Source organism: Microbulbifer agarilyticus S89, assembly GCF_000220505.1.
In the GTDB taxonomy this organism is placed as follows: Bacteria; Pseudomonadota; Gammaproteobacteria; order Pseudomonadales; family Cellvibrionaceae; genus Microbulbifer; species Microbulbifer agarilyticus_B.
Map to the genome: position 1 here is coordinate 101,891 of NZ_AFPJ01000004.1, position 20,342 is coordinate 122,232.

General features: G+C 56.9%; 14 protein-coding genes. 7 read left to right on the top strand and 7 right to left on the bottom strand.

Features of this window, described 5'->3' with window-relative positions:
- The first annotated feature begins 248 nt into the window (after positions 1-248).
- Together AS89_RS0100390 and AS89_RS16490 are read left to right on the top strand one after the other, a co-directional pair.
- Complete coding sequence (locus AS89_RS0100390; protein ID WP_158217326.1) at positions 249-2,033, top strand: amidohydrolase; 1,785 nt, start codon at positions 249-251, stop codon at positions 2,031-2,033.
- 73 nt (positions 2,034-2,106) lie between these two features.
- The gene (locus tag AS89_RS16490) at positions 2,107-3,387 is read left to right on the top strand and encodes a carbohydrate porin (RefSeq protein WP_010130232.1); all 1,281 of its coding nucleotides are present in this window, start codon (positions 2,107-2,109) and stop codon (positions 3,385-3,387) included.
- A gap of 166 nt (positions 3,388-3,553) precedes the next feature.
- On the opposite strand, the gene AS89_RS0100400 is transcribed toward AS89_RS16490, so the two are convergent.
- From AS89_RS0100400 to AS89_RS0100410, 3 genes are all read right to left on the bottom strand, one after another.
- Positions 3,554-3,979, bottom strand: coding sequence for a DUF2147 domain-containing protein (locus AS89_RS0100400; RefSeq protein ID WP_010130233.1), 426 nt, complete (start codon positions 3,977-3,979; stop codon positions 3,554-3,556).
- A 152-nt stretch (positions 3,980-4,131) separates the two neighbouring features.
- Positions 4,132-5,649: a protein adenylyltransferase SelO gene (locus AS89_RS0100405; RefSeq protein WP_237709607.1), complete on the bottom strand. Its 1,518-nt coding sequence runs from the start codon at positions 5,647-5,649 to the stop codon at positions 4,132-4,134.
- Entirely contained in the window at positions 5,604-7,103 is a 1,500-nt protein-coding gene (locus AS89_RS0100410) for a Ppx/GppA phosphatase family protein (protein WP_010130235.1), read from the bottom strand. The genes AS89_RS0100405 and AS89_RS0100410 overlap by 46 nt, the downstream gene beginning before the upstream one ends.
- Positions 7,104-7,169: 66 nt before the next feature.
- On the opposite strand from AS89_RS0100410, the gene ppk1 reads away from it, so the two are divergent.
- Entirely contained in the window at positions 7,170-9,326 is a 2,157-nt protein-coding gene (ppk1, locus tag AS89_RS0100415; RefSeq protein ID WP_010130237.1) for a polyphosphate kinase 1, read from the top strand.
- On the opposite strand, the gene AS89_RS0100420 is transcribed toward ppk1, so the two are convergent.
- Both AS89_RS0100420 and aceK read right to left on the bottom strand, forming a co-directional pair.
- Positions 9,323-9,832: a hypothetical protein gene (locus tag AS89_RS0100420; protein ID WP_010130238.1), complete on the bottom strand. Its 510-nt coding sequence runs from the start codon at positions 9,830-9,832 to the stop codon at positions 9,323-9,325. The two genes, ppk1 and AS89_RS0100420, sit on opposite strands and share 4 nt — an antisense overlap.
- A 108-nt stretch (positions 9,833-9,940) precedes the next feature.
- Positions 9,941-11,701: a bifunctional isocitrate dehydrogenase kinase/phosphatase gene (gene aceK, locus AS89_RS0100425; RefSeq protein WP_010130239.1), complete on the bottom strand. Its 1,761-nt coding sequence runs from the start codon at positions 11,699-11,701 to the stop codon at positions 9,941-9,943.
- A 67-nt stretch (positions 11,702-11,768) separates the two neighbouring features.
- On the opposite strand from aceK, the gene AS89_RS0100430 reads away from it, so the two are divergent.
- From AS89_RS0100430 to msrQ, 3 genes are all read left to right on the top strand, one after another.
- Positions 11,769-12,377, top strand: a complete 609-nt coding sequence (locus tag AS89_RS0100430; RefSeq protein WP_010130240.1) for a MarC family protein — start codon at positions 11,769-11,771, stop codon at positions 12,375-12,377.
- 113 nt (positions 12,378-12,490) lie between these two features.
- Positions 12,491-13,501, top strand: coding sequence for a protein-methionine-sulfoxide reductase catalytic subunit MsrP (gene msrP, locus AS89_RS0100435; protein ID WP_010130241.1), 1,011 nt, complete (start codon positions 12,491-12,493; stop codon positions 13,499-13,501).
- Entirely contained in the window at positions 13,501-14,109 is a 609-nt protein-coding gene (msrQ, locus tag AS89_RS0100440; RefSeq protein WP_010130242.1) for a protein-methionine-sulfoxide reductase heme-binding subunit MsrQ, read from the top strand. Before msrP ends, msrQ begins: the two co-directional genes overlap by 1 nt.
- A gap of 31 nt (positions 14,110-14,140) precedes the next feature.
- On the opposite strand, the gene pstS is transcribed toward msrQ, so the two are convergent.
- Both pstS and AS89_RS0100450 read right to left on the bottom strand, forming a co-directional pair.
- Positions 14,141-15,322, bottom strand: a complete 1,182-nt coding sequence (pstS, locus tag AS89_RS16495) for a phosphate ABC transporter substrate-binding protein PstS (RefSeq protein ID WP_100169204.1) — start codon at positions 15,320-15,322, stop codon at positions 14,141-14,143.
- Between the two features lie 108 nt (positions 15,323-15,430).
- Positions 15,431-17,374 (bottom strand): PhoX family protein, encoded by a 1,944-nt coding sequence (locus AS89_RS0100450; RefSeq protein ID WP_010130245.1) that lies wholly within the window; start codon positions 17,372-17,374, stop codon positions 15,431-15,433.
- A 329-nt stretch (positions 17,375-17,703) separates the two neighbouring features.
- Here AS89_RS0100450 and AS89_RS0100455 point away from each other — a divergent pair, with 329 nt between their 5' ends.
- Complete coding sequence (locus AS89_RS0100455; RefSeq protein WP_010130247.1) at positions 17,704-20,328, top strand: TonB-dependent receptor; 2,625 nt, start codon at positions 17,704-17,706, stop codon at positions 20,326-20,328.
- Positions 20,329-20,342: the final 14 nt, after the last annotated feature.

Genomic DNA, 20,342 nt, shown 5'->3' on the forward strand with positions numbered 1-20,342 from the left:
TAGTGGAAACAAAAAGCCCTGCCCCAACCGGTGGGGCTTTTTTGTGCCTGCACGCGTCACTCTCTCTCCCTCTCCCTCTCCCTCCCTAAAAGTCTTCCTCTATAGTTAAAAAACTTCAGGTCGAGACAAGATCGTGAAGGAAATTTCGACGTCTACACGGTATGTGTTGGCTTCTGTCTGTATACCCAATGTCACAGGCTACTCGCACCGATAAGCCGGTGACTGTTAACCTCAGGTGTGCCACTGTCATGAGACCCAAGATACGCCAAAGTCGCTCTAGCTATTTTATTACAGCCGCTTTAATGGGCTGGTTTCTTTTATTTAGTGCTTTCGTAAATGCTACGCCAGGGCATGCTGATATTGTCTTCTCTAACGGAAAAGTCTACACGATGAATGCGGCTGAGCCCTGGGCCAGTGCGGTAGCCATTACTGGCAATAAAATCAGCTATGTAGGCGATGCAAAGGGTGCTGCCAAATTTGTCGGTGATAAAACCAAGCAAATCGACCTGAAGGGTAAAATGTTGCTGCCAGGCTTTTTTAGTGCCCATGAGCATTTGATTGCATCGGGTTGGATGGGGCTCGGCGCAAAGTTAGGTGACGCCAAATCAAAATCTGACTACCTGGAAATAATTTCGCAGTACGCGAAAGCCAATCCTGATGAAAAGTTTATCCGCGGATCCGGCTGGAATCCCGCGCTGATGGATGAACCGCCAACGGCCAAGGATCTCGACGCAATTGTCCCCGATCGTCCAGTGATGCTGATTGATTACACCATGCATGATATGTGGATGAACAGTAAGGCCATGGAGATGGGGGGCGTTAATAAAGATACCCCGGATCCCATTCCCGGGCTGATCGAATGGGTGCGTGATGAAAATGGCAACCCCACAGGGAATGCAAAAGAGTTTGCATGGATGGAGGCCTTTGTCGAGTCTGGTGCCTGGCAAGCAGACGAGATGATTGAGGAAAGTCAGCGCAATCTATATGACTTGGCAGCGAGCCATGGCTGCACGGGTTATATAAACCAGGGCTTAGCCACACCGAATATCAAGAACCTTGCGAAGCACTTCGATGACTACAAAATCGCGCTAAAACTACTGGATGAGCAGCGGAAGCAGGAAGCACTCAAACTCCGCACCTTTATGCAAATTCTCTACAAGACAGATACACAATCGGTTGATCAGTTGCTAGAAAATGTCAGTAATTTGAAAGGCATGTATGACTCAGATCTGATTCGAGTAACTGGAATCAAAATACACCCTGAGGGCGTGCACACGAGCCACGCGTCCGTCATGATTGAGCCTTTCTCTGACAAGCCCGAAAAGAAGGTGAAACGCGGTGTGTCGGCGCAACGTACAGATGAAGTCATTAAAGCAGCAAATAAAGCGGGTTTTGATGTTTCTGTACATGTGGACGGCTCTCAGACGGTGCGTGACACCATCGATTCCTTCCTTGCCTCGAAGAAAGATGGCAATGTCGATGCGCGCAACTCCCTGCAGCATTTCACTGTTGTACACCCGGATGACATGCAGCGCGTGCTGGAAAATAAAATTCCAGTAAATATCACGCCCATCTGGGCCACAACCTGGGCTGGTGGGATGGAGGCAACGCGCGCGGCCATCGGGGAAGAGAGAACCCTCAAGTATTTTCAGCAGATAAGGACTGCTATTGACGGCGGTACCAATGTAAGTATCGCTGCCGATGTGCCCAGTACCAGTCCCGAGAATATGGGTGCACTGAGCCAATGTGAGGCGGCCGTCACCCGACGGGATCCGTCGAACCCCAGTGACCAGCGTGTATTCCCGCCAATGAGCCAGGCAATCACGCTTGAGCAATGCCTGTACGCGGCGACGATGGGTGGCGCCTATGAGGCACGCATGGAAGACAAGGTAGGTAGTATCGAAGTCGGTAAGTATGCGGATCTTGTCATCTTGGAAAAGAATGTTTTTGATGTAAAACCCTCCGATATCGCCGATACCAAAGTAGTGGGTACCATGATGGACGGCCGGTTCACATTTCGTGATGGGCTCTAGGCGCTTTTCCTTGCTTCCACGGAGCTTGATACCTGCGAAACCGGTCCGTATAAGGAATTGGTTAAGACATGGGGTGATCGCATTCGTATTGATGGGATGCGTTACTGCTCCCCTTGGGTTCGCACAACCGAACGAGCGGGCGGTCGACAGCACCGCCTATTGCGCGCGTCCTGCGCTATTTGATTGCCCCGGCGGCAAACGGCAGGCTGCGCGTGAAGATGGGGTAGACCTCGACCTGTGGTTGACCCAGTTCTCCCAGGGGATCACCGCGGGGGATGGGCAAAAGAGTTGGCAGTATGGGGGCAAGGGCGACCTGATCGTCAATGTGGATCTGGCCAAGGCGGGGTTGTGGCGCGGCTTTTCACTCAACGCACATCAGGAATGGCTATACGGGGAGGATGCCAACGACCCGGAGAGTGGGGCGCTGTTTCCGTTCAATACCGCAATGGCCTTTCCCAGGCTCGGTGGGAGTGATCAGGAGCTGGCACTGACGCTTTCGCAGCGTTTCGGCGAGCGTGGGGGAATTTCCATTGGTAAATTCAATATGCTCGACGCTGCGGCCAAGAAGCCACTTATTGGCGGGGGTGGCCTCGATACCTTTTTGAATACCGCACTTGCGGCACCGATTACCGGGGTTACGCCACCATACTTGTTTGGGGTAATTGGCAAACTGAAAGCCGAGCATGCGGGATTTACCCTGATGGTCTATGACCCACGCAATGCCCAGGATTATGACGTTATCCGTCACCCGTTTCGCGATGGCACCACCACCAGCCTCTCGGTAACCTTTCCCGTGACTTTATCCGGCCAAAAAGGGTTTTATGGCGTCCGTGGTGTTTACAGTTCGAAGCAAGGGTTGGATCTCGCCACTGTTCCAGCGCTGATCGATCTTCCAGAGGCCGCTGAATCGATCCTGACCAAGGATGGATACTGGTACCTCAGCGCACGGGTACAGCAAACCCTCTATCACTACCCGGAAAATCCGGATATCGGCTGGGGATTGTTTGCGGAAGGAGCCATTTCTGATGGGAATCCCAACCCCTTGAAGTGGCACTTTATCGTCGGCCTTGCCGGGCAGGGGCTGTTCCCGAGCCGTACCCAGGATCGCTGGGGTATTGGCTATTTTAAATATGGCCTGAGTGACGACCTAGTCCGCGGGCTGGCGACAATTGGTGCATCCATGCCCTTCGACCCGACATTTTTCATAGAAGATGAGGAGGGGGTAGAAGTCTTCTATAACCTGTTTGTGACGCCCTGGGTGCGTATCACCGCGGATGTGCAGCGGGTGCATCCCCATGAGATCAGTCGTGGTAATGCTACGGTTGGTGCGGTACGGATGCAGCTGCGCTTCTAGTTAATTAACGCTGTGAGAAAGGACCCGTGATGCCTGGAGGGTTGATCGTATTCGGCGTCACACCCAGCTATCTACACACACAAAAAGGAGGGCGTAGGCCCTCCTTTTTGTGCGCTTTCTTTCGTTTTCTTTCGCGCTACCCGATCTTACTAATTAGCTGCGCAAATTAGTTTGCCGGATACCAGGTCTGAGTACGGTAGAAGAAACCCAGGTAGCCACGCACCATCAGGTTGCCGCCTTCTTCCCACATCTTGCAGTCGTAAACCTTGCCTTTGGTGGGGTCGAGAATCTGGCCGCCCTCGTACACATCACCTTTCTTCACCATATTGGTGATGATGTCCATGCCGACAACTTGTTTACCTTTGTTGGCACCGGGGCAGGCTTCGCACACGGTATCGTCCGGCTTCATCAGCAGGTCCACCACGCGACCGTAGTACTTGCCGCCCTTCTCGTAGATTTCCACGATGGACTTGGCTTGTCCGGTTTCATCGTCAATGGTTTTCCAGCGTCCCACCACATCGGCAACAGCCAGCTGGGTAGTGAGCAGCAGGGCGGTGAATACGGCGCTCATGGCCAGGAAATGTTTTTTCATAAGAGCTTCCATCGCAAGTAATCAGAGCTGACCATAACATGTTTTCAGGTCACGCTCCGCATTGGGAACTTTACCGTGTTGTAGAGAGTGTAGAAGCTATCGACTGGCTCGCAGTGACCACACGCATGGCGACTGGCATGGGGTTATTCCTGTCATGAGGAACAGCTGATGGGCAGGTGTTTACCGGAGTCCGGTGGTGGGGCCGCCCAGTCTTCGTGCGCAGTGTGTTCATCAAACGGCGACTGCAGCAGGGTGAACAGGGTTGCCAGGGGCGCGTAGTCTCCCGCCTCGGCGGCTTCGATCACCCGCTGGGCAAGATAGTTGCGCAGCACAAACTTGGGGTTGGTGCGCAGCATAGCGTGGCTGCGCTCCGTTGCTGATCGTTGCTCCTTTTGCAGGCGCTGGTCGTAACGGGACAGCCAGTCGTCCAGCGCCTGGTGTTGCACCGGCGCGACCAGAGCGTGCAGGCTCTCTGCCGGGCGCTCACCGCAATAGTGGCTGAGGGTGCGGAAGAACAGCGAATAATCCACCTGACCCGCCTCGAGAATCTGTAGCAGATCGGCACACAACTGCTGGTCACCATCGTCCTCGCGGGCGAGCCCCAGTTTGCGGCGCATGTGTCCGGCGAAGAAATCGATCAGCAGGGGCTGGTACTGGCCCAGGCAATCTTTCAGGGTTTCGGTATCCAGCAAACTAGAAAATGCGTGGGCCAGTGCATTCAGGTTCCACAGCACCACACCGGGCTGTGCATCAAACGCGTAGCGCCCGGTATGGTCGGAATGGTTGCAGATAAATCCGGGCTCGTAATCGTCGAGAAAACCGTAGGGGCCGAAATCAAAGGTATCGCCGATAATCGACATATTGTCGGTATTCAATACCCCGTGGGCGAAGCCTATGGACTGCCAGCCGGCCACCAGCTCTGCACTGCGCCGCACGGTAAAGCGCAGCAATGCCTCCGCCTGTTGCTGCACCGGAAGGCCATTCACTTCCGGTAAAAACTGTGCACACACATGTTCCACCAGCTTGTGCTGTGCCTCGAGTTGGCGGGTGTAGAACAGGTACTCGAAATGGCCGAAGCGGATGTGACTCTCGGCCACCCGGATCAGAGCCGCGCCGGTTTCCATTTTTTCCCGTGCCACCGGCTCACTGCTGGCAACGATACTCAGCGCGCGGGTACTGCGGATACCCAGTGCGGTGAGCGCCTCGCCGGCGAGATATTCGCGAATGGTGGAGCGCAAAACCGCGCGACCGTCGCCAAACCGCGAGTAGGGCGTCTGTCCCGCGCCCTTTAAATGCAGGTCCCAGCGTTGCCCCTGATGTTCTACCTCACCCAGCAGCAGCGCACGGCCGTCGCCGAGATCGGGGTTGTAACTGCCAAACTGGTGGCCGGTGTATTTCATCGCAAACGGCACACTGCCCGGAAACAGCTTGGCGCCGCTGGTAAGCGCCGCCCAAGCGGGATCCTCGGTGCTTGCCGGGGGTAATCCCAGCAGTGCGATTACCGAGGGGTTTACATGGATAGTGCGTGGGCTTTGCAGCGGCGTGGGTGATGTGGGGGTGCCAAAGACCGGCCCCAGATCGGCGTAGTTGTGCTGCAGCTCGAGTGTGCTTGCGTTGTTGGTGCTCACGAGGAAATCATTTTCACTTTTATCGATTTTTCTTCCCAGCACTCGACCTCCATAGACAGAAGATCCTCAATGGCTGGATTTGCGTACAACCAGTCTTCAGGGGCCTGCAGGCGATAGCCGGGGCCATCTGCGGTGAGCTGGAGGCCATCGATGGCGCGGTCCACATGATCCCGGTGCACGATACAGGCGAGGCGCAGGCACAACAATAAATCATTGTTGGGGTGGAATCCGTAGTGCTCACGCACGGCCTTGATATCGCCGCGCTGGTTGCGCACCAGATAGGCCAGGTTTTCCTGTTCGCTTTTACCGAACCCGGCCATGTCCGCGTGCTCGATCATGTAGGCGCTGAGTTTGCGAAAACTGCTGTGGGACAGCGCCAGGCCGAGTTCATGCAGGTCCGCAGCCCAGTGCAGTAGGCGCCGCTGGCTGACCTGAGCGTGAGGGTTGAGCTGGCTGAGAAATTGCAGCGCGGTATTGGCGACGCGCTTTGCCTGGTCGCGGTCAATTTCGCCGCGTTCCATCAGGTTGTCGACGGTATCCCCGCGGCGGTCACCGCCGTGGGCGCGACCCGCCAGGTCGTAAACGATGCCTTCGCGAATAGCGTAGGGCGATATATGCATTTCCCGGATGTTCAGCTCGCGGAATATGCCGTGCAGTATGGCGAGGCCTGCGGCAAACACGGGACGTCGCTGAGGGTCGAGATTAGGCAGGTCGATTTTTTCGACGGTTTTGCACTTGGCCACTTTATCCGCCAGCGCGTCGATATCCTCGCGCAAGATGGGCAGCAGCTCGCCATCGTTTAACATGCGCGAAACCGATTTGACGGTGCCGGACGCGCCCATCACCAGGGCATCGTCGGCGATATGCTGCAGCTCCTGCAGTTCCGCCTGAGCGGCACGGCGCGCACGGATGAAATTGTTGTGCTTGCCACTATCGATTTTGCCATCGCTGAAAAAACGGCGGTTGAAGGCCACGCAGCCCATATTGACGCTTTGCAGTTGGCGCGGGACTTCCATGCCGCGCACCAGCTCGGTGGAGCCGCCGCCGATATCGACCACGCAGCGCAAACAGGGTGGCCCCTCGGCAGCGGCCATAACACCGGCGTAGATAAGGCGCGCTTCTTCGATACCGGAGATTATTTCGATGGGAGCGCCGAGGATCGCTTCGGCCTCCTCGAGGAATCCATCGGCGCGGGTACTCGCCGCACGCAGTGTGTTCGTGCCCACTACGCGTACTTTGTCCTGCGGCAGGTCCTGGATTACCGGCGCGAAACGCCTCAGCGCTTCCAGGGCGCGCTCCGCCACTGCCGGATCGAGACTGCGGTCGGCGCCCAAGCCCTCTGCCAGGCGCACCATGGCCCGATCGGTATGCAGCCGCACCATACGCAGATCGCGAAATTCAGCGAGCAGCAAGTGGAAGCTATTGGAGCCAAGGTCCAGGGCTGCGAAGCGCTCGTGGGTGACGTCTTGGTTGGCGGCGTCGGCGGGGTCAATCATGGTTATGGTTGTCAAATGGTTGCAATAAAAATGTAGCAAACTGTCGGCCAATGAACTATGGCTTCAATGGACGGTACCGTTTTGGAACCCAATAATTTTACGCTGTCGTCGGGCGTGGCGACCGACAGCCAGTCCAGTGTGGATACGCCTTCCACGGCAACTGCAGTAACGAGTATGGCAAACGACACCCCTTTATATCCCAAAGAGCTCAGTTGGCTTTCCTTCAATGCGCGTGTGCTGCAGGAGGTAGAGGATGAAAGCGTGCCAATGATTGAGCGGGTGCGTTTCCTTGGCATCTTCTCCAACAATCTGGACGAATTCTACCGGGTTCGTGTAGCGGATGTCCGGCGTCTGGCCACTTTTACCAAGGGCAGCAAAAAGAAAGAGCGCTTTTCCGCACTGCTAACCAGTATCAATGAGATGGCGGCACGGTTGCATGCCCGCTTTGGCAATGCCTACAGCAAGGTACTGGAGGACCTCGGCAAGAACAATATTCACCTGATCAGTGAGCGCCAGCTCACACCCAAGCAACGCGAGTATGTGGAAGAGTATTTCCATCGCGAAGTGTTGCCAGAGCTGGAACCCTTCTTTATTGATGACCGCGACACCATGCCGCTGCTGAACGAGGCGAGCATTTACTTCGGCATTTACCTGGAACTGGAAGACGGCAGCCTGCGCTTTGCCGCGCTGGAAATTCCCACCGATATCCTGCCGCGCTTTATTGCGATTCCCCACCGCGAGAACATACACGAGAAGGTTTATATCGTTCTGGATAATGTGATTCGCGCCTGCCTGGTGGAGGTGTTTCGCTATGTGTTACCGATCGAAAAGGCGGCAGCCTTTACCTTTAAGATCAGCCGCGATGCCGAACTGGAGCTGGGTGAGCATGTCACCCAGCATATCCTCGATCGCGTGGCGAAATCCCTCAAGAAGCGCAAGCAGGCGGAGCCGGTGCGGCTGGTGTACGACTCCACCATGCCGGAGGTGCTGCTGCAGCTAATCAAGAAGAAACTGAAGATGGGGCGCTACGACAGCTATACACCCGGCGGGCGCTATCACAATTCAAAAGACTTTATGAGCTTTCCGGCGGATACCAAGCAGCATACCTATCGGGCGATCAAGCCACTGCCCACCTTGCCGGATAGTGCCAATATTTTTGACTGGCTGAATGAGCGGGATCGCCTGTGCTACTACCCCTACCATGACTTTCGCGTGATCACCAAGCTGCTGGCATCGGCGGCCATTGACCCCAAGGTGCGGGAAATCCGCATCAACCTGTACCGCGTGGCAAAAAACTCGCGAGTAGTCGCGGCACTGATCAATGCGGTGCGCAACCAGAAGCAGGTGACCGCGGTGGTGGAGCTGCAGGCGCGCTTTGACGAGCAGGCCAATATCCACTGGTCCAACGAGTTGAGTGATGCGGGGGTGGAAGTCATCTACGGCGTGCCCGGGCTCAAGGTGCACTGCAAGCTGATATCCATTGTGCGTGAGGAAAACGGTACGGATCGCTACTACAGCCACTTCGGCACCGGCAACTTCAACGAAAGCACGGCACGGTTTTACTGCGATTTCAGCCTGCTAACCAGTGATATGCAAATGGGGCAGGACGCCTACCATGTGTTCGACTTTATCAAGCAGCCGCATCTACGTCCGGAGTACCACCACATCTGGAGCTCCCCCCACAGCAATCGGCCGAATATCCTCGCGGCGATTGATCGGGAAATTGCCGCGGCAGAGGCGGGCATGCCGGCGGAGATATTCATCAAGTGCAACAACCTGGTGGATCATGAAGTGGTGGACTACCTGTACCGCGCGAATCTGGCCGGGGTACGGGTGCGCATCATTGTCCGCAGCATGTGCGCGCTGCAGTGTGAGCAGAAGGGCTTATCGGACAATATCCAGGTGATTAGCCTGGTGGATAAATATCTCGAGCATGCGCGGGTGTACGCCTTTCACAACGGTGGCGACCCGCAAGTGTATCTCTCGTCGGCGGATTTGATGACTCGCAACCTGGATCACCGGGTAGAGGTGACCTTCCCGTTACTGGCGGCGGAACATCGCGAAACGGTGATGAATATTCTGGAGCTGCAGTGGCAGGACAATCAGAAGGCGCGGGTGCTGGATGCGGAGCAGACCAATAGCCGTATCGCCAATCGCAACAGCAAGCGCAATGTGCGCTCGCAGGATGCCATTTATCGCTACCTCAAGAACCGTGAGGTTTAGTTCTTGCTGAAGCCGGTGAGTTGGCCGTTGCTGAAGGAAAAGCGGTAGCGCTCACCGACCTTGAGTTTGTTGCGGCAGGATGAGCTGATGGTGATGCGCGGGAACTGGGGGGTGACCACCCAGGTAGAAAAGTCATCGCCGGGTCCGCGTCCGATCAGCCAGTAGTGGTCGCCAGTGTTGCAATCGCTGAGGTTTTCACAGCTCTGGAAACCCCACACATAGGCGCGTACATCAAACTTGCGGGGCAGGTTACTGGCGCGCTGGAAGGGAAGGTGCGGGTCGTTGGTCGCGACGTAGAGGTCGTTGAAGGAGAGCAACTTGTGGCCTTTGGCGCGGGTACTGCAGCTGGCGACATGGTTGATCACTTCCGGAGCGGCGTCCTGCGACTTGGCATCGGCGGGCTTTGGCTTGCCATTCATCTCGCTGGGGAGATAGCCGCAACCGGTCAACGCCAGGCTCCACAACGCCACACCCGCGCACAGTGCGCTACCGCTAAAATACCGCACTTCCTACCTCCTCGGTATCAATCCGCTTCTCTAACTATAGCCGCTGTTAGCGGGCTTTTTTCCCCTGTGCGTGAACGCGATAAGACCAGTAGTACCACGACTTTCAAGTCAGTGGTTCGATTTACGCGAAGGGCGCTTGAAGCGGATCTTGCGGCGGTACGGGAAGGTGCTCTCCACACGTCCGGCGCGGATGCGCTCCTGTAAACCCTGCCAGTAGCGATAGTCGTAGAGGTCGCTGTGCTGATCCTCGAAGGCCTTTCGCGCTACCGGGTTGCCAGAGAAGAACAGGCGGAATTCCTCGGGAAATACATCGGCCTCGGCAACGGTGTACCAGGGCCGGTCCGCCAGTTCCTGCTCGGTGGTCTGGGGTTCGGGAATCTTGCGGAAGTTGCACTCTGTGAGGGGGCACAGCTCGTCGTAATCGTAAAACACCACGCGCCCGTGTCGGGTTACACCAAAGTTCTTCAGCAGCATGTCGCCGGGGAAGATGTTCGCCGCCGCCAGCTGCTTGATGGCATTGCCGTATTCCTCCATGGCTTCAATGGTCTGCTGGTCATCCGCATCGTCGAGATACAGGTTGAGTGGCTCCATGCGCCGCTCCACATACAGGTGCTTGATGATGATCCACTTGTCATCCACTTGCAGTTTCGACGGCGCCAGCTTCTGCAGCTCCGCCAGTAGCTCCTCGCTGAAACGGTTGCGGTAAAAAATAAAGTTGGTGTATTCCTGGGTATCCGCCATGCGTCCCACACGGTCCGCACGCGATACAAACTTGTATTTTTCTTTGACGATGGCTTCGGTCACCGTCTTCGGGTTATCGAATTTGTCTTTGATTACCTTGAAGACTACCGGGTAGGACGGCAGCGTGAATACGCTCATCACCATACCCTTGATACCCGGGGCGATCACAAACTTATCGTTGCTCACCTTCATGTGGGCGATTACATGGCGGTAGAACTCGGTTTTGCCATGCTTGTGGAAGCCAATGGAGTTGTACAGCTCCGACTTTTCCTTGAGCGGCATGATGGTGGACAGGAAGCGCACGAACCGCGATGGAATCGGCGCATCCACCATAAAGTAGGAACGGGTGAAACTGAAAATGATACTGGTGGAGTCGTTGTCGTAGATCAGGGTGTCGACAAAGATGCCTCCACGGCCGTTGTTCAGGCATGGCAGTATCAGTGGGATCACCTCACCGGCAAACATCAGCCGGCCAACCAGGTAGGCGGCCTTGTTGCGGTAGAACACCGATTCCAGCATGTCTACGCGCAACCGGTGTTCATCGTCCAGTGACTCGAGTTTTCCCGCCAGGGGCCCGGTCCGCAGAGCATCGCAGATGTTGCGCAGGTCACGTTCGGTATTCTCCCAGGGAATGGAAAAGCTGTAATCCGCCAGAATGTCCTCGATCATTGCATCGAGGCCATGTTGGCCGTTGTAGCTGATGTAAATGCTGTAGTCGCGCAGGGGCTTTTCATCCGGTGCACGCGAGGATTTCACAAAGATATGGCTGTCGTGGATATGCGCGTGCTGGAACTGGCTGCAGAACACCGAGTTAAAGAAGGTCTCGGCGATCTCATAATTGTTGTTGTTGGCGATGAGCTGGCTGTAGGTGGCTTTGGCTTGGCCCCAGAGTTCCAGTTGCGTGGTGTCTTTGCTGGTGACCGAGTGCACCAGCTTGAGCACCTGGTTGACCTTGGTCTTGTACAGGTCGATGCGTTCTTTGTTGGTTTCGTGGACCGCGTCCCATGCCGCGGTTTCAAACCGGGCTTTTGCCCCGAGGGTCATATTCTGGAAATCCGCGAAATAGGCGTCAAACCCATTGAGGATGGTTTTGGCGATACGGCGCGCGGTCGGGGAATGGTTTGTCATGCACTAAACTCTGTTGGAAGCCTCTCCCATATTTTTCCGATACTAGCACGGGCATGCAGGAGATCACTTGGACGATTGGCTCAGTAGCTTTGTCTTTTTCTTTGCCGTGATCGACCCGGTGGGCACCCTGCCGGTGTTTATTGCCGTGACCAGTCGTCACAGCGAATGGCAGCGCCGCAAGATTGCCCTGATTGCGGTGGCGGTTGCCACAGGCATCCTGCTGTTCTTCCTGCTGGCCGGCCAGTACCTGCTGGAGGCCATCGGGGTGCCGCTATCTGCGTTCCAGGTCTCCGGCGGGATCGTGCTGTTCCTGTTCGCCCTCACCATGATCTTTGGCGAGAGCAAGCCCGAGCAGGAGGTGGACATCATCCGCGAGGGGCATGAAACCGCGATATTTCCCCTGGCAGTCCCTTCCATTGCCTCCCCTGGTGCCATGTTGGCGGCGGTAGTGCTGACCGACAATCACCGTTTCGACCCGATTCATCAGGTGAATACCGCCAGTGCGATGCTGGCGGTACTGGGTATTGTGCTGCTGCTGTTGCTGACTGCAAACTGGATCTATCGCTGGATCGGCGATGCCGGCGCGAGTATTGTCAGTCGCATAATGGGGCTTATTCTTGCGTCGGTGGCAACCACCAATGTACTGCTGGGTATCCAGCAATTCTTTCTGAGCTGATCGGGCCTGTATTGCGTATACGGTCACTGAATCTGCCGCGCAATGTAAGAATTCTTCCGTGTCCGCGACAGAACAACAGCAACCCCCTGAATTGCCAACCCGAGGATGCCACCGTGCTGATCAAGAAGCCCGCCCCCAGTGACTTGAGCGAAGCCCAAACCACGTCGGAATCGGCCTATGTATCCCGCCGTAGTGTGATTAAAGGGCTGGCTGCCAGTGGCGTACTGGCCACCGCCGGTGTGGGGGAGAAAGCCATGGGACTGGACCTGTTTGGCCGCAAGGACGAGCCCAAGCAGGCGCCGCGCAAACCGTTGAAGTTCACCCCGCAACAACCCGTCCCCGACCTGGTGCTCACGCCAGAGGAGAAGGTGGGTAATTACAACAATTTCTATGAGTTTGGCACCGGCAAAACCGACCCGGCGAAGAACAGTCAGGGATTGCGCACCGAGCCCTGGACACTGCAGGTGGATGGTGAAGTTGAAAAGCCGGCAACGGTGGATGTGTGGCAGTTGATGAATGAGATTGGCCTGGAGGAGCGTATTTACCGTATGCGCTGTGTGGAGGCCTGGTCCATGGTGATTCCCTGGGTGGGGTTCGAACTGGGCAAGTTCCTGAAGCGTTTCCAGCCCACCAGTCGCGCCAAATTTGTCGCCTTTGAAACACTGTACGACCCGGAACAAATGCCGGGACAGCGCAATCGCTTTATCGGTGGCGGCGTCGACTATCCGTACGTAGAGGGGCTGCGCATGGACGAGGCCATGCACCCGCTCACCATTCTCTCCGTTGGCCTGTACGGTAAAACCCTCCCTCCACAGAACGGTGCTCCGATCCGCTTGGTAGTACCGTGGAAATATGGCTTCAAGGGCATCAAGTCGATCGTCAAAATCAAACTGGTGGAGGAGATGCCGCCCACTAGCTGGAACAAGATGCTGCCGCAGGAGTACGGCTTCTATGCCAACGTGAACCCGGAAGTAGACCATCCGCGCTGGTCCCAGGCCAGCGAGCGGTTTATTGGTGAGGGCGGCCTGTTTGCGGTGAAGCGCCAGCCCACATTGCCGTTTAATGGCTATGCGGAGGAGGTGGCGTCCCTGTACCGCAATATGGATCTCAGGAAGTTCTACTAGTGACGGCAGCCTGGAAAAAGCCACTTGCGATCTCGCTGCAGCTGGCGGTGCATCTCGGTGCCTTGCTACCACTGCTGTGGCTGTTTGTGGCCATCAACCAGGGGCGCCTTGGCGGTGACCCGGTCAAAGAGCTGATCCATTACCTGGGGATGGGCGCCATTCGCCTGCTGCTGCTGACGCTATTGATTTCGCCGCTGGCAAAAAGTCTGCACTTCGGCCAGTTGAATCGGCTGCGCAGGCCCCTGGGGCTCTGGTGTTTTGCCTGGGCCACGCTGCATTTCAGTGCCTGGCTGGTGCTGGAGCTGGGTCTCGACTGGTCGCTGATCGGCGAGGAAATTGTCAAGCGCACCTACATCCTGCTGGGCTTTAGCGCTTGGCTGATTCTTCTGCTGCTCGCGATCACATCACTGCCGGTGCTGCTGCGCAAGATGGGGCGCAATTGGAAAAAATTGCACGGCCTGCTGTATGTGGTCGCTGGTCTGGTGTGCTGGCATTTCTGGTGGTCGGTGAAGAGTGGCTGGATCGAACCCGCGATTTACGCGGCGATTGCCGTGTTGTTGCTGCTATGGCGCCGCCATGCCCTGCTGCGGTGGCTAAAGAGTTTTTGAGGGGGGCTCGAGAGGGCTCAAGCCTGCGCCGCTATTTGAGGTATTGCGCGGCCTCGCGTACCTTCTCGCGCACGTTTTGCGGCAGAGGGATATAGCCAAGTGCACTGGCCTCTGCCTGTGCGTCATCACCCAGCACATAGTCCACCAGCCTGCGCAACGCGGCGGCCTTGTCGTTGTCTTGATCCACATACAAAAGCAACCAGGAGAAGCTGACAATCGGATACGCGCTGTTGCCACCCGGGTCTGGTACCCAGGCGATCAGGTTTGGCACTGTGCTACCGGGCAGGGTGCCGGTAGGAAACTGCGCACTGGCCAGCGCGGCACCGCCGGCTGCGGGGCCTGGCGAGACGAAGTTACCCACCTTGTTTTCCAGCTGCGCCACCGGCAGGCCGGTTTGTTTGGCGAAACCGTAAGTCATATAGCCAATGGCGCCTGGGGTTTGTTTCACCTCGGCAGCGATACCGTCGTTTTTCGGTGCGCTTACGAAATTGGCCCGGCTCGGCCAGTTTGGCGTGGTCGACTGGCCTATCGCCGACAGGAAATTCACGCTGATCGCACTCAGGTGGCCGGAAAACACATAGGAGGTGCCGGACGCATCGGCGCGGGTAACCACAGTGATTTTCAGGTCCGGGAGTACAACGTTGGGATTTGCCGCGATGATTCTTGGGTCTTGCCAGTGGTCGATCTTGCCGAGGAATATGTCCGGGTAGACATCGCGCGGCAGTTTCAATGCGTCGACTCCGGCCAGGTTGTAAGCGAGGACCACTTCTCCCGCCGTCACCGGCAACAGCACCACACCCCGGCTAACCTCGGCGATTTCGTTTTCCGTCATCGCCGCATCGGAGGCGGCAAAATCTACCGTGCCAGCGATGAAATCCTCAATCCCCGCGCTACTACCTGTCGCCTGGTAATTCACCTGTACACCGGTTTCCGATTCGGAGAAGTCTCTGAACCATTTGGTGTAAATGGGAAATGGAAAGCTGGCACCAGACCCATTGAGCTGGATCTGTGCGCCATTATCGGGGGTACTCGGAGCGGGACTTACCTGATTATTCGAGGGGACGTCAGAGGGCGCATCTGAGGGAGTGTCGGAGCAGGCGCCCACAAGGGTTGCGGTGAGCACAAGCACAGCGCGCAAGAGTACGTTGGCCAGAGGCCGCGCCTTGTTGCCAAGTGCGCGGTTTGTGCTCTTCCATGCTGTCAGCAAAACCATCCTCGCCGGCCCCTTGGTGCGTTGAGTGTCCTGCGCCTGCACCGCACAGGTCATACAAAATACTAGCCAAGCGTGCGGCTTACGGCATCCCATCAGCTGCGAATCCCATCAACTGCCAATAGTAGCGCCGTCATTTCGCCGGATGGCCAGTACCGATGGCCGCGGCGGCAAGTCCGGATCGTTGTCCGGCCAGCGGTGCAGTGGATTGTCGTAGGTAGAGTTATCCACATCCGCCGGGTGCTGCACGGCGACAAACAGGGTTTTTCCGTCGGGGGTGAATTCCGGCCCACAAATCTCAGCGCCTTCCGGGCAGCCGAAAAAGTGCTTGGGCGCTGCGCGCAGTTCGCCTTCGGTGGCCATGGCCCAGAGGCCATCGTGGAAACCGAAATCCTCACAACCATCGGTGGCGATCCACATATTGCCGCTGGAATCGAAAGCGACATTGTCCGGATTTGCAAACCAGCCATGTGGCGACAGGTTGCCGGGCTGTTGCCCATAAGCACCGCGCTCGGCCGGGTCTTCTGCGTTGGGGTTGCCACCGAGCAAAAACGTATTCCAGCGGAAGGTGTCGCTGGTGTGATCGCGCTGGCCATTTCGCCCGGGAGGAACAATCTCCAGGACATGCCCGGTGGTATTGCGCGCCCGTGGGTTGGCGGCATTTTCCTGCCCGGGCTTGCGCTTCCTGTTCTTGGTCAGCATCACATAGGTGCAGTCGTTTACCGGGTTGGTTTCCACATCTTCCGGGCGGTCCATGGGGGTGGCACCCATCAGCTTCGCCGCGCGGCGACAATCGATCAGCACATCTGCCTGATTGCGGAAGCCGTTCTGCGGCGTTAGTGGGCCCTGGCCGAATATCAGTGGCAACCAGGTGCCACTGCCGCCCTCGCGAAACTGGCCGGCATAGAGGGTTCCCTCCGTGAGCAGATCACGGTTGTGGATGTTATTGCGCGGCAGGTAGTTCTCTTTCGATACAAAGCGATACACAAACTGGTGCTCGTCGTCATCGCCGCCGTACGCCACCACCGGTGCATTGGGTTTACTGACCACGGTAAAGCCTTCGTGCTCGAAGCGGCCGAGCGCGGTGAGCTTGCGCGGCGTGGATTTTGGATCATAGGGATCGAATTCCACCATCCAGCCAAAGCGGTTGGGCTCATTTGGTTCAATGGTGATGTCAAAGCGGCGATCGTAATCGCCCCAGTTGCGATTTTCCGCTTCGATGCCGAACGCGTGGTGATTGCGTGCCTCCACCTCGTCGGCGACATTGTCCGGATCGCCCTGAAATGCGCCACCGAAGCCTTCTTCGGCAATTAGTACCGTTCCCCACGGGGTCTTGCCGCCGGCGCAATTACCTACCGTGCCGAATACCTTTTTGCCGCTGGGATCCTCGCTGGTTTGCAGGCGTGTGTCACCAGCAGCCTCGCCGACCAGCGCTATTTGGGTAGTCAGTGAAATACGCCGGTTATAGGGGCTTCCCAGTACGGCCTGCCACCCCTCTGTTGTCTGTTCAATCTCGACGACGCTGTGCCCGCAGGCTTGCTGTTCCACCGCAATATGTGCATGGCTGGTGCCGCGGTTCGAGCTCTCTTCGGTGTAGCCGCTGAACATCAAATGCGGCTGCGTGTATTCGTGATTTACACACAGCAGGCCGCGCGTGCTGTTGTTGCTCACACTATGCCGGTGGCCTTCGCCGGGCGCAGCATCCGGATCCAGAGGCATAAACGCGAGAAAATCGTTGTTGTAACCAAAGCGGCGGGCTTGTTCACGCGCGTCGAGCGTGTCGGGGGAGAAAGCGCCGGCAAACGCATCCAGCGGGTCCCCCCAGCGCAGTAGCAGGTCCGCACTGTAGCCATCTGGCAGGTGATGCTTGAAGTCCAGCCCGTGGGGAATCTCGCGGAAGCCTAAGTTGTGCGTGTCTTGCCGACTGCTTTTCTCGCTGCAGCCATGCAACAAGCCCGCGCTGGCGGTGGCCGCTGCGGTAGCGCCAATGGACTTCAACAAAGCGCGGCGTTGAATGTCAGGTGACTCCCCGTCACCGTTTTCGTAGTCGGTCATAAATGTTTCACCAAAATTTATTGTGTTGCTTTGCGGGACCAATCGCGGAACAAATCGCGGGACCAATTTCGGGGCCGATCTCGGGACTAGTCGCGGTGCCAGAAGCAGGTTGTCGCTAAATCTAACTGACTCTTGACCGACTCTTGACTGGTTCGGCGCTAAGCCTAGCGGCGCAATATGACAAAGTTAAAAAAAACGTAACGCAAGATTCATATCTCAAGTCTAGCCTGCGCTCGCAAATCAAAAGATCGGGCTCGCGTGTAAACGCCAAATTACCGGTCGCTCAATCGCTTCTGCTTTAAACACTACCTCCAACGGGAATGGGGACTATGACTAAGACGGTATTTAACTTGAAAATGCTGGCGCCGCTTGCGGCTGCGATACTCACTGTCAATGCGGGCGCACAGGAAGTGCCGGGACACGGTCTGGACAAACAGGACCAGAAGAAACAAGGCGAACTGATGGAGACCATAGTGGTCACCGCACAGGCCGCCAATGCGCGCAGTGACATTCAGCGCCAGCGGGCATCCAACAAAGTCGTCGCTGTACAGACCTCTGAAGCCATCGGCGAGCTGCCGGATGCCAACGTCACCGAAGCGCTGCAGCGTATGGCGGGCGTGTTTATTTCCCGCGACCAGGGTGAAGGCCGCTTTGTCGGTGTGCGGGGTATTGATCCAAACCTGAATGCCGCCACCATCAATGGCATGAGTCTGCCAGCGCCGGAAACCGATAGTCGCGCGGTGGCTTTGGACGTCATCCCTGCGGACCTTCTCGCCAGCCTCGAAGTATTCAAAACCCTGACGCCGGACATGAGCGCCGACTCCATCGGCGGTGCCATCGAGATCAAGAGCATCAATGCGCTGGATTACGACGGTCAGACCTACAAGGTGAGTATTGAGAATGGCTACAGCGAACTGCAGGGCGAAAACAGCCCGAAGTTTGCCGGCACCTACACCACTAAATTTGACTTGAACGGTCGCACCCTGGGTGTCGCGGTTGCCGCATCGCATCAGGAGCGTAACTTCGGCTCCGAGAACATCGAAACCGACGGTGTGTGGGAAGAATTTACCGCGCTGGACGGCAGCGAGGGCATCACCGCGGCGGAAATCGAGCAGCGCGACTACACCGTGACCCGTGAGCGTACCGGTCTCGCGGCAAATTTCGACTTGGAAGTTGGCGAAGGCCAGCAAGTGTACCTGCACAGCCTGTATTCCGATTTTTCTGACGACGAGCAACGCCAGCGTAATTCCTACAAGCTGGACGAAGAAAATGACGATCCGTCCAGTGTTTCTGCCAACTCCGCCATCTGGTCCGACGCAGCGCTGGAGAAGGAGCTGAAAGACCGTTACGAAGCGCAGGAAATTCTTTCGCTGGTTGCCGGTGGCGCCCACGACATGGATACCTGGGGCGTGGAGTACGCACTGGGCTATTCCTACGCGGAGGAGTCTGAACCCCATCGCCGCGACACCACTTTCGTGCAGGAAGGCCTAGAACTGGGTTACACCCGCGCCGGTAAAATTCCGCAGATGTTTGCGGCGGATGCCAGTGCCATGGATGCGGCCAGCTACGCACTCGACGAGCTGGTGATCGAGGACAACTACACCGACGACGAAGAAGTCAGCCTGCGAATCGACTTCCGTCGTGATATTGAAGTGGTTGGCAATCCGTCTGAATTGAAACTGGGCCTGCATGAGCGTCGCCGGGAAAAAACCGGCGACCTGAATGCCACCATCTACGACGGCTTCGGCGGTGACTACACCCTTGCCGACTTTGCCGCCAGCGGCATCGATTACGGCCTGGGTGCCCTTGGCCCGAGCGTCAGTAAAAGTGCTATCAACGCGTTTATCAATGCGAACTTGGCCAGCTTTGAAATTGATGAGACCGACACCGCACTGGATTCCGCGCGCGATTACGTGATGAGTGAAGATATCTCCGCGGTTTACGTAATGAACGATATCGACTTCGGCCGCACCAACCTGGTCTACGGCGTGCGCTACGAGGCAACCGATTTTTCCGGCCAGGGCTTCCGCGTGGCCGAGGCCGGTGAAGCGATCCCCGGTGCCGTTGAGATTGCCGAAGACGTCTACGTGTCGGAAGTGGAATACACGAACGATTACAGCAAGCTGTTTCCGAGTGTGAACGTGAAGTTCGACTACAGCGATAACATCGTGCTGCGCGCAGCCTACACCGAATCCCTGTCCCGCCCGTCCTTTGGCGCGCTGAATCCATCGCCGGCAGAAGTCGAGTACGATGAAGGCGAGTTGAAGGTGGAAGCCGGTAACCCGCTGCTGGATCCCTACGAAGCCCGTAACTTCGACGCTTCCTTCGAGTACTACGCGGACGCCCTGGGCATGTTCTCCTTAGGTGCTTTCTACAAGCAGATCGACAACTTTGTTGTGACTGCGGACGTGTCCAGCACTGCGGACTACAGCCTGTATGTGGGCAGCCTGACCGTGGATGAAGCGGAAATTTTCCAGCCGATGAACGGCGACGAGGCCACACTGAGCGGTGCCGAGCTGGCCTGGACGCGCGGCTTCGAAAATGGCTTGCTGCTGCGCGCCAACGCTACCCTGACCGACTCCGAAGCAGACCTGGGCCTGGGCGCCGATGCCGAGCGCAGCAGCAAGGTTGCTCTGCCATCGCAAGCCGATCTGGTTGCCAACTTTATCGTTGGCTATGAGCGCGATGCCCTGAGCCTGCGTCTGTCGACTGCCTACAAGGGCGAGCGCCTGCTGGAAGTGGATCTGGAAGACGCGGCCTTCGACCTCTACGAAGATACCCACATGCAGGTGGACCTGTCCGCCAAGTACCGTTTTGAAAATGGTGTGCAGCTGTTCTTCAGCGCGGTCAACCTGACCGATGAACCTTTCTACGCCAATCGTCGCGGCTACAACGGCCAGTACGAAGAGTACGGTCCTGCCTATGTACTGGGCGTGACCTATAGCACTTTCTAACACAGGGCTATTGG

Bases quoted from the DNA above. Each gene is read 5' to 3' on its own strand.
- AS89_RS0100410 (WP_010130235.1), bottom strand. From the start codon at position 7,103: ATGATTGACCCCGCCGACGCCGCCAACCAAGACGTCACCCACGAGCGC.
- ppk1 (WP_010130237.1), top strand. From the start codon at position 7,170: ATGGACGGTACCGTTTTGGAACCCAATAATTTTACGCTGTCGTCGGGC.
- AS89_RS0100390 (WP_158217326.1), top strand. From the start codon at position 249: ATGAGACCCAAGATACGCCAAAGTCGCTCTAGCTATTTTATTACAGCC.
- aceK (WP_010130239.1), bottom strand. From the start codon at position 11,701: ATGACAAACCATTCCCCGACCGCGCGCCGTATCGCCAAAACCATCCTC.
- AS89_RS0100400 (WP_010130233.1), bottom strand. From the start codon at position 3,979: ATGAAAAAACATTTCCTGGCCATGAGCGCCGTATTCACCGCCCTGCTG.
- AS89_RS0100450 (WP_010130245.1), bottom strand. From the start codon at position 17,374: ATGACCGACTACGAAAACGGTGACGGGGAGTCACCTGACATTCAACGC.
- pstS (WP_100169204.1), bottom strand. From the start codon at position 15,322: ATGGTTTTGCTGACAGCATGGAAGAGCACAAACCGCGCACTTGGCAAC.
- AS89_RS0100455 (WP_010130247.1), top strand. From the start codon at position 17,704: ATGACTAAGACGGTATTTAACTTGAAAATGCTGGCGCCGCTTGCGGCT.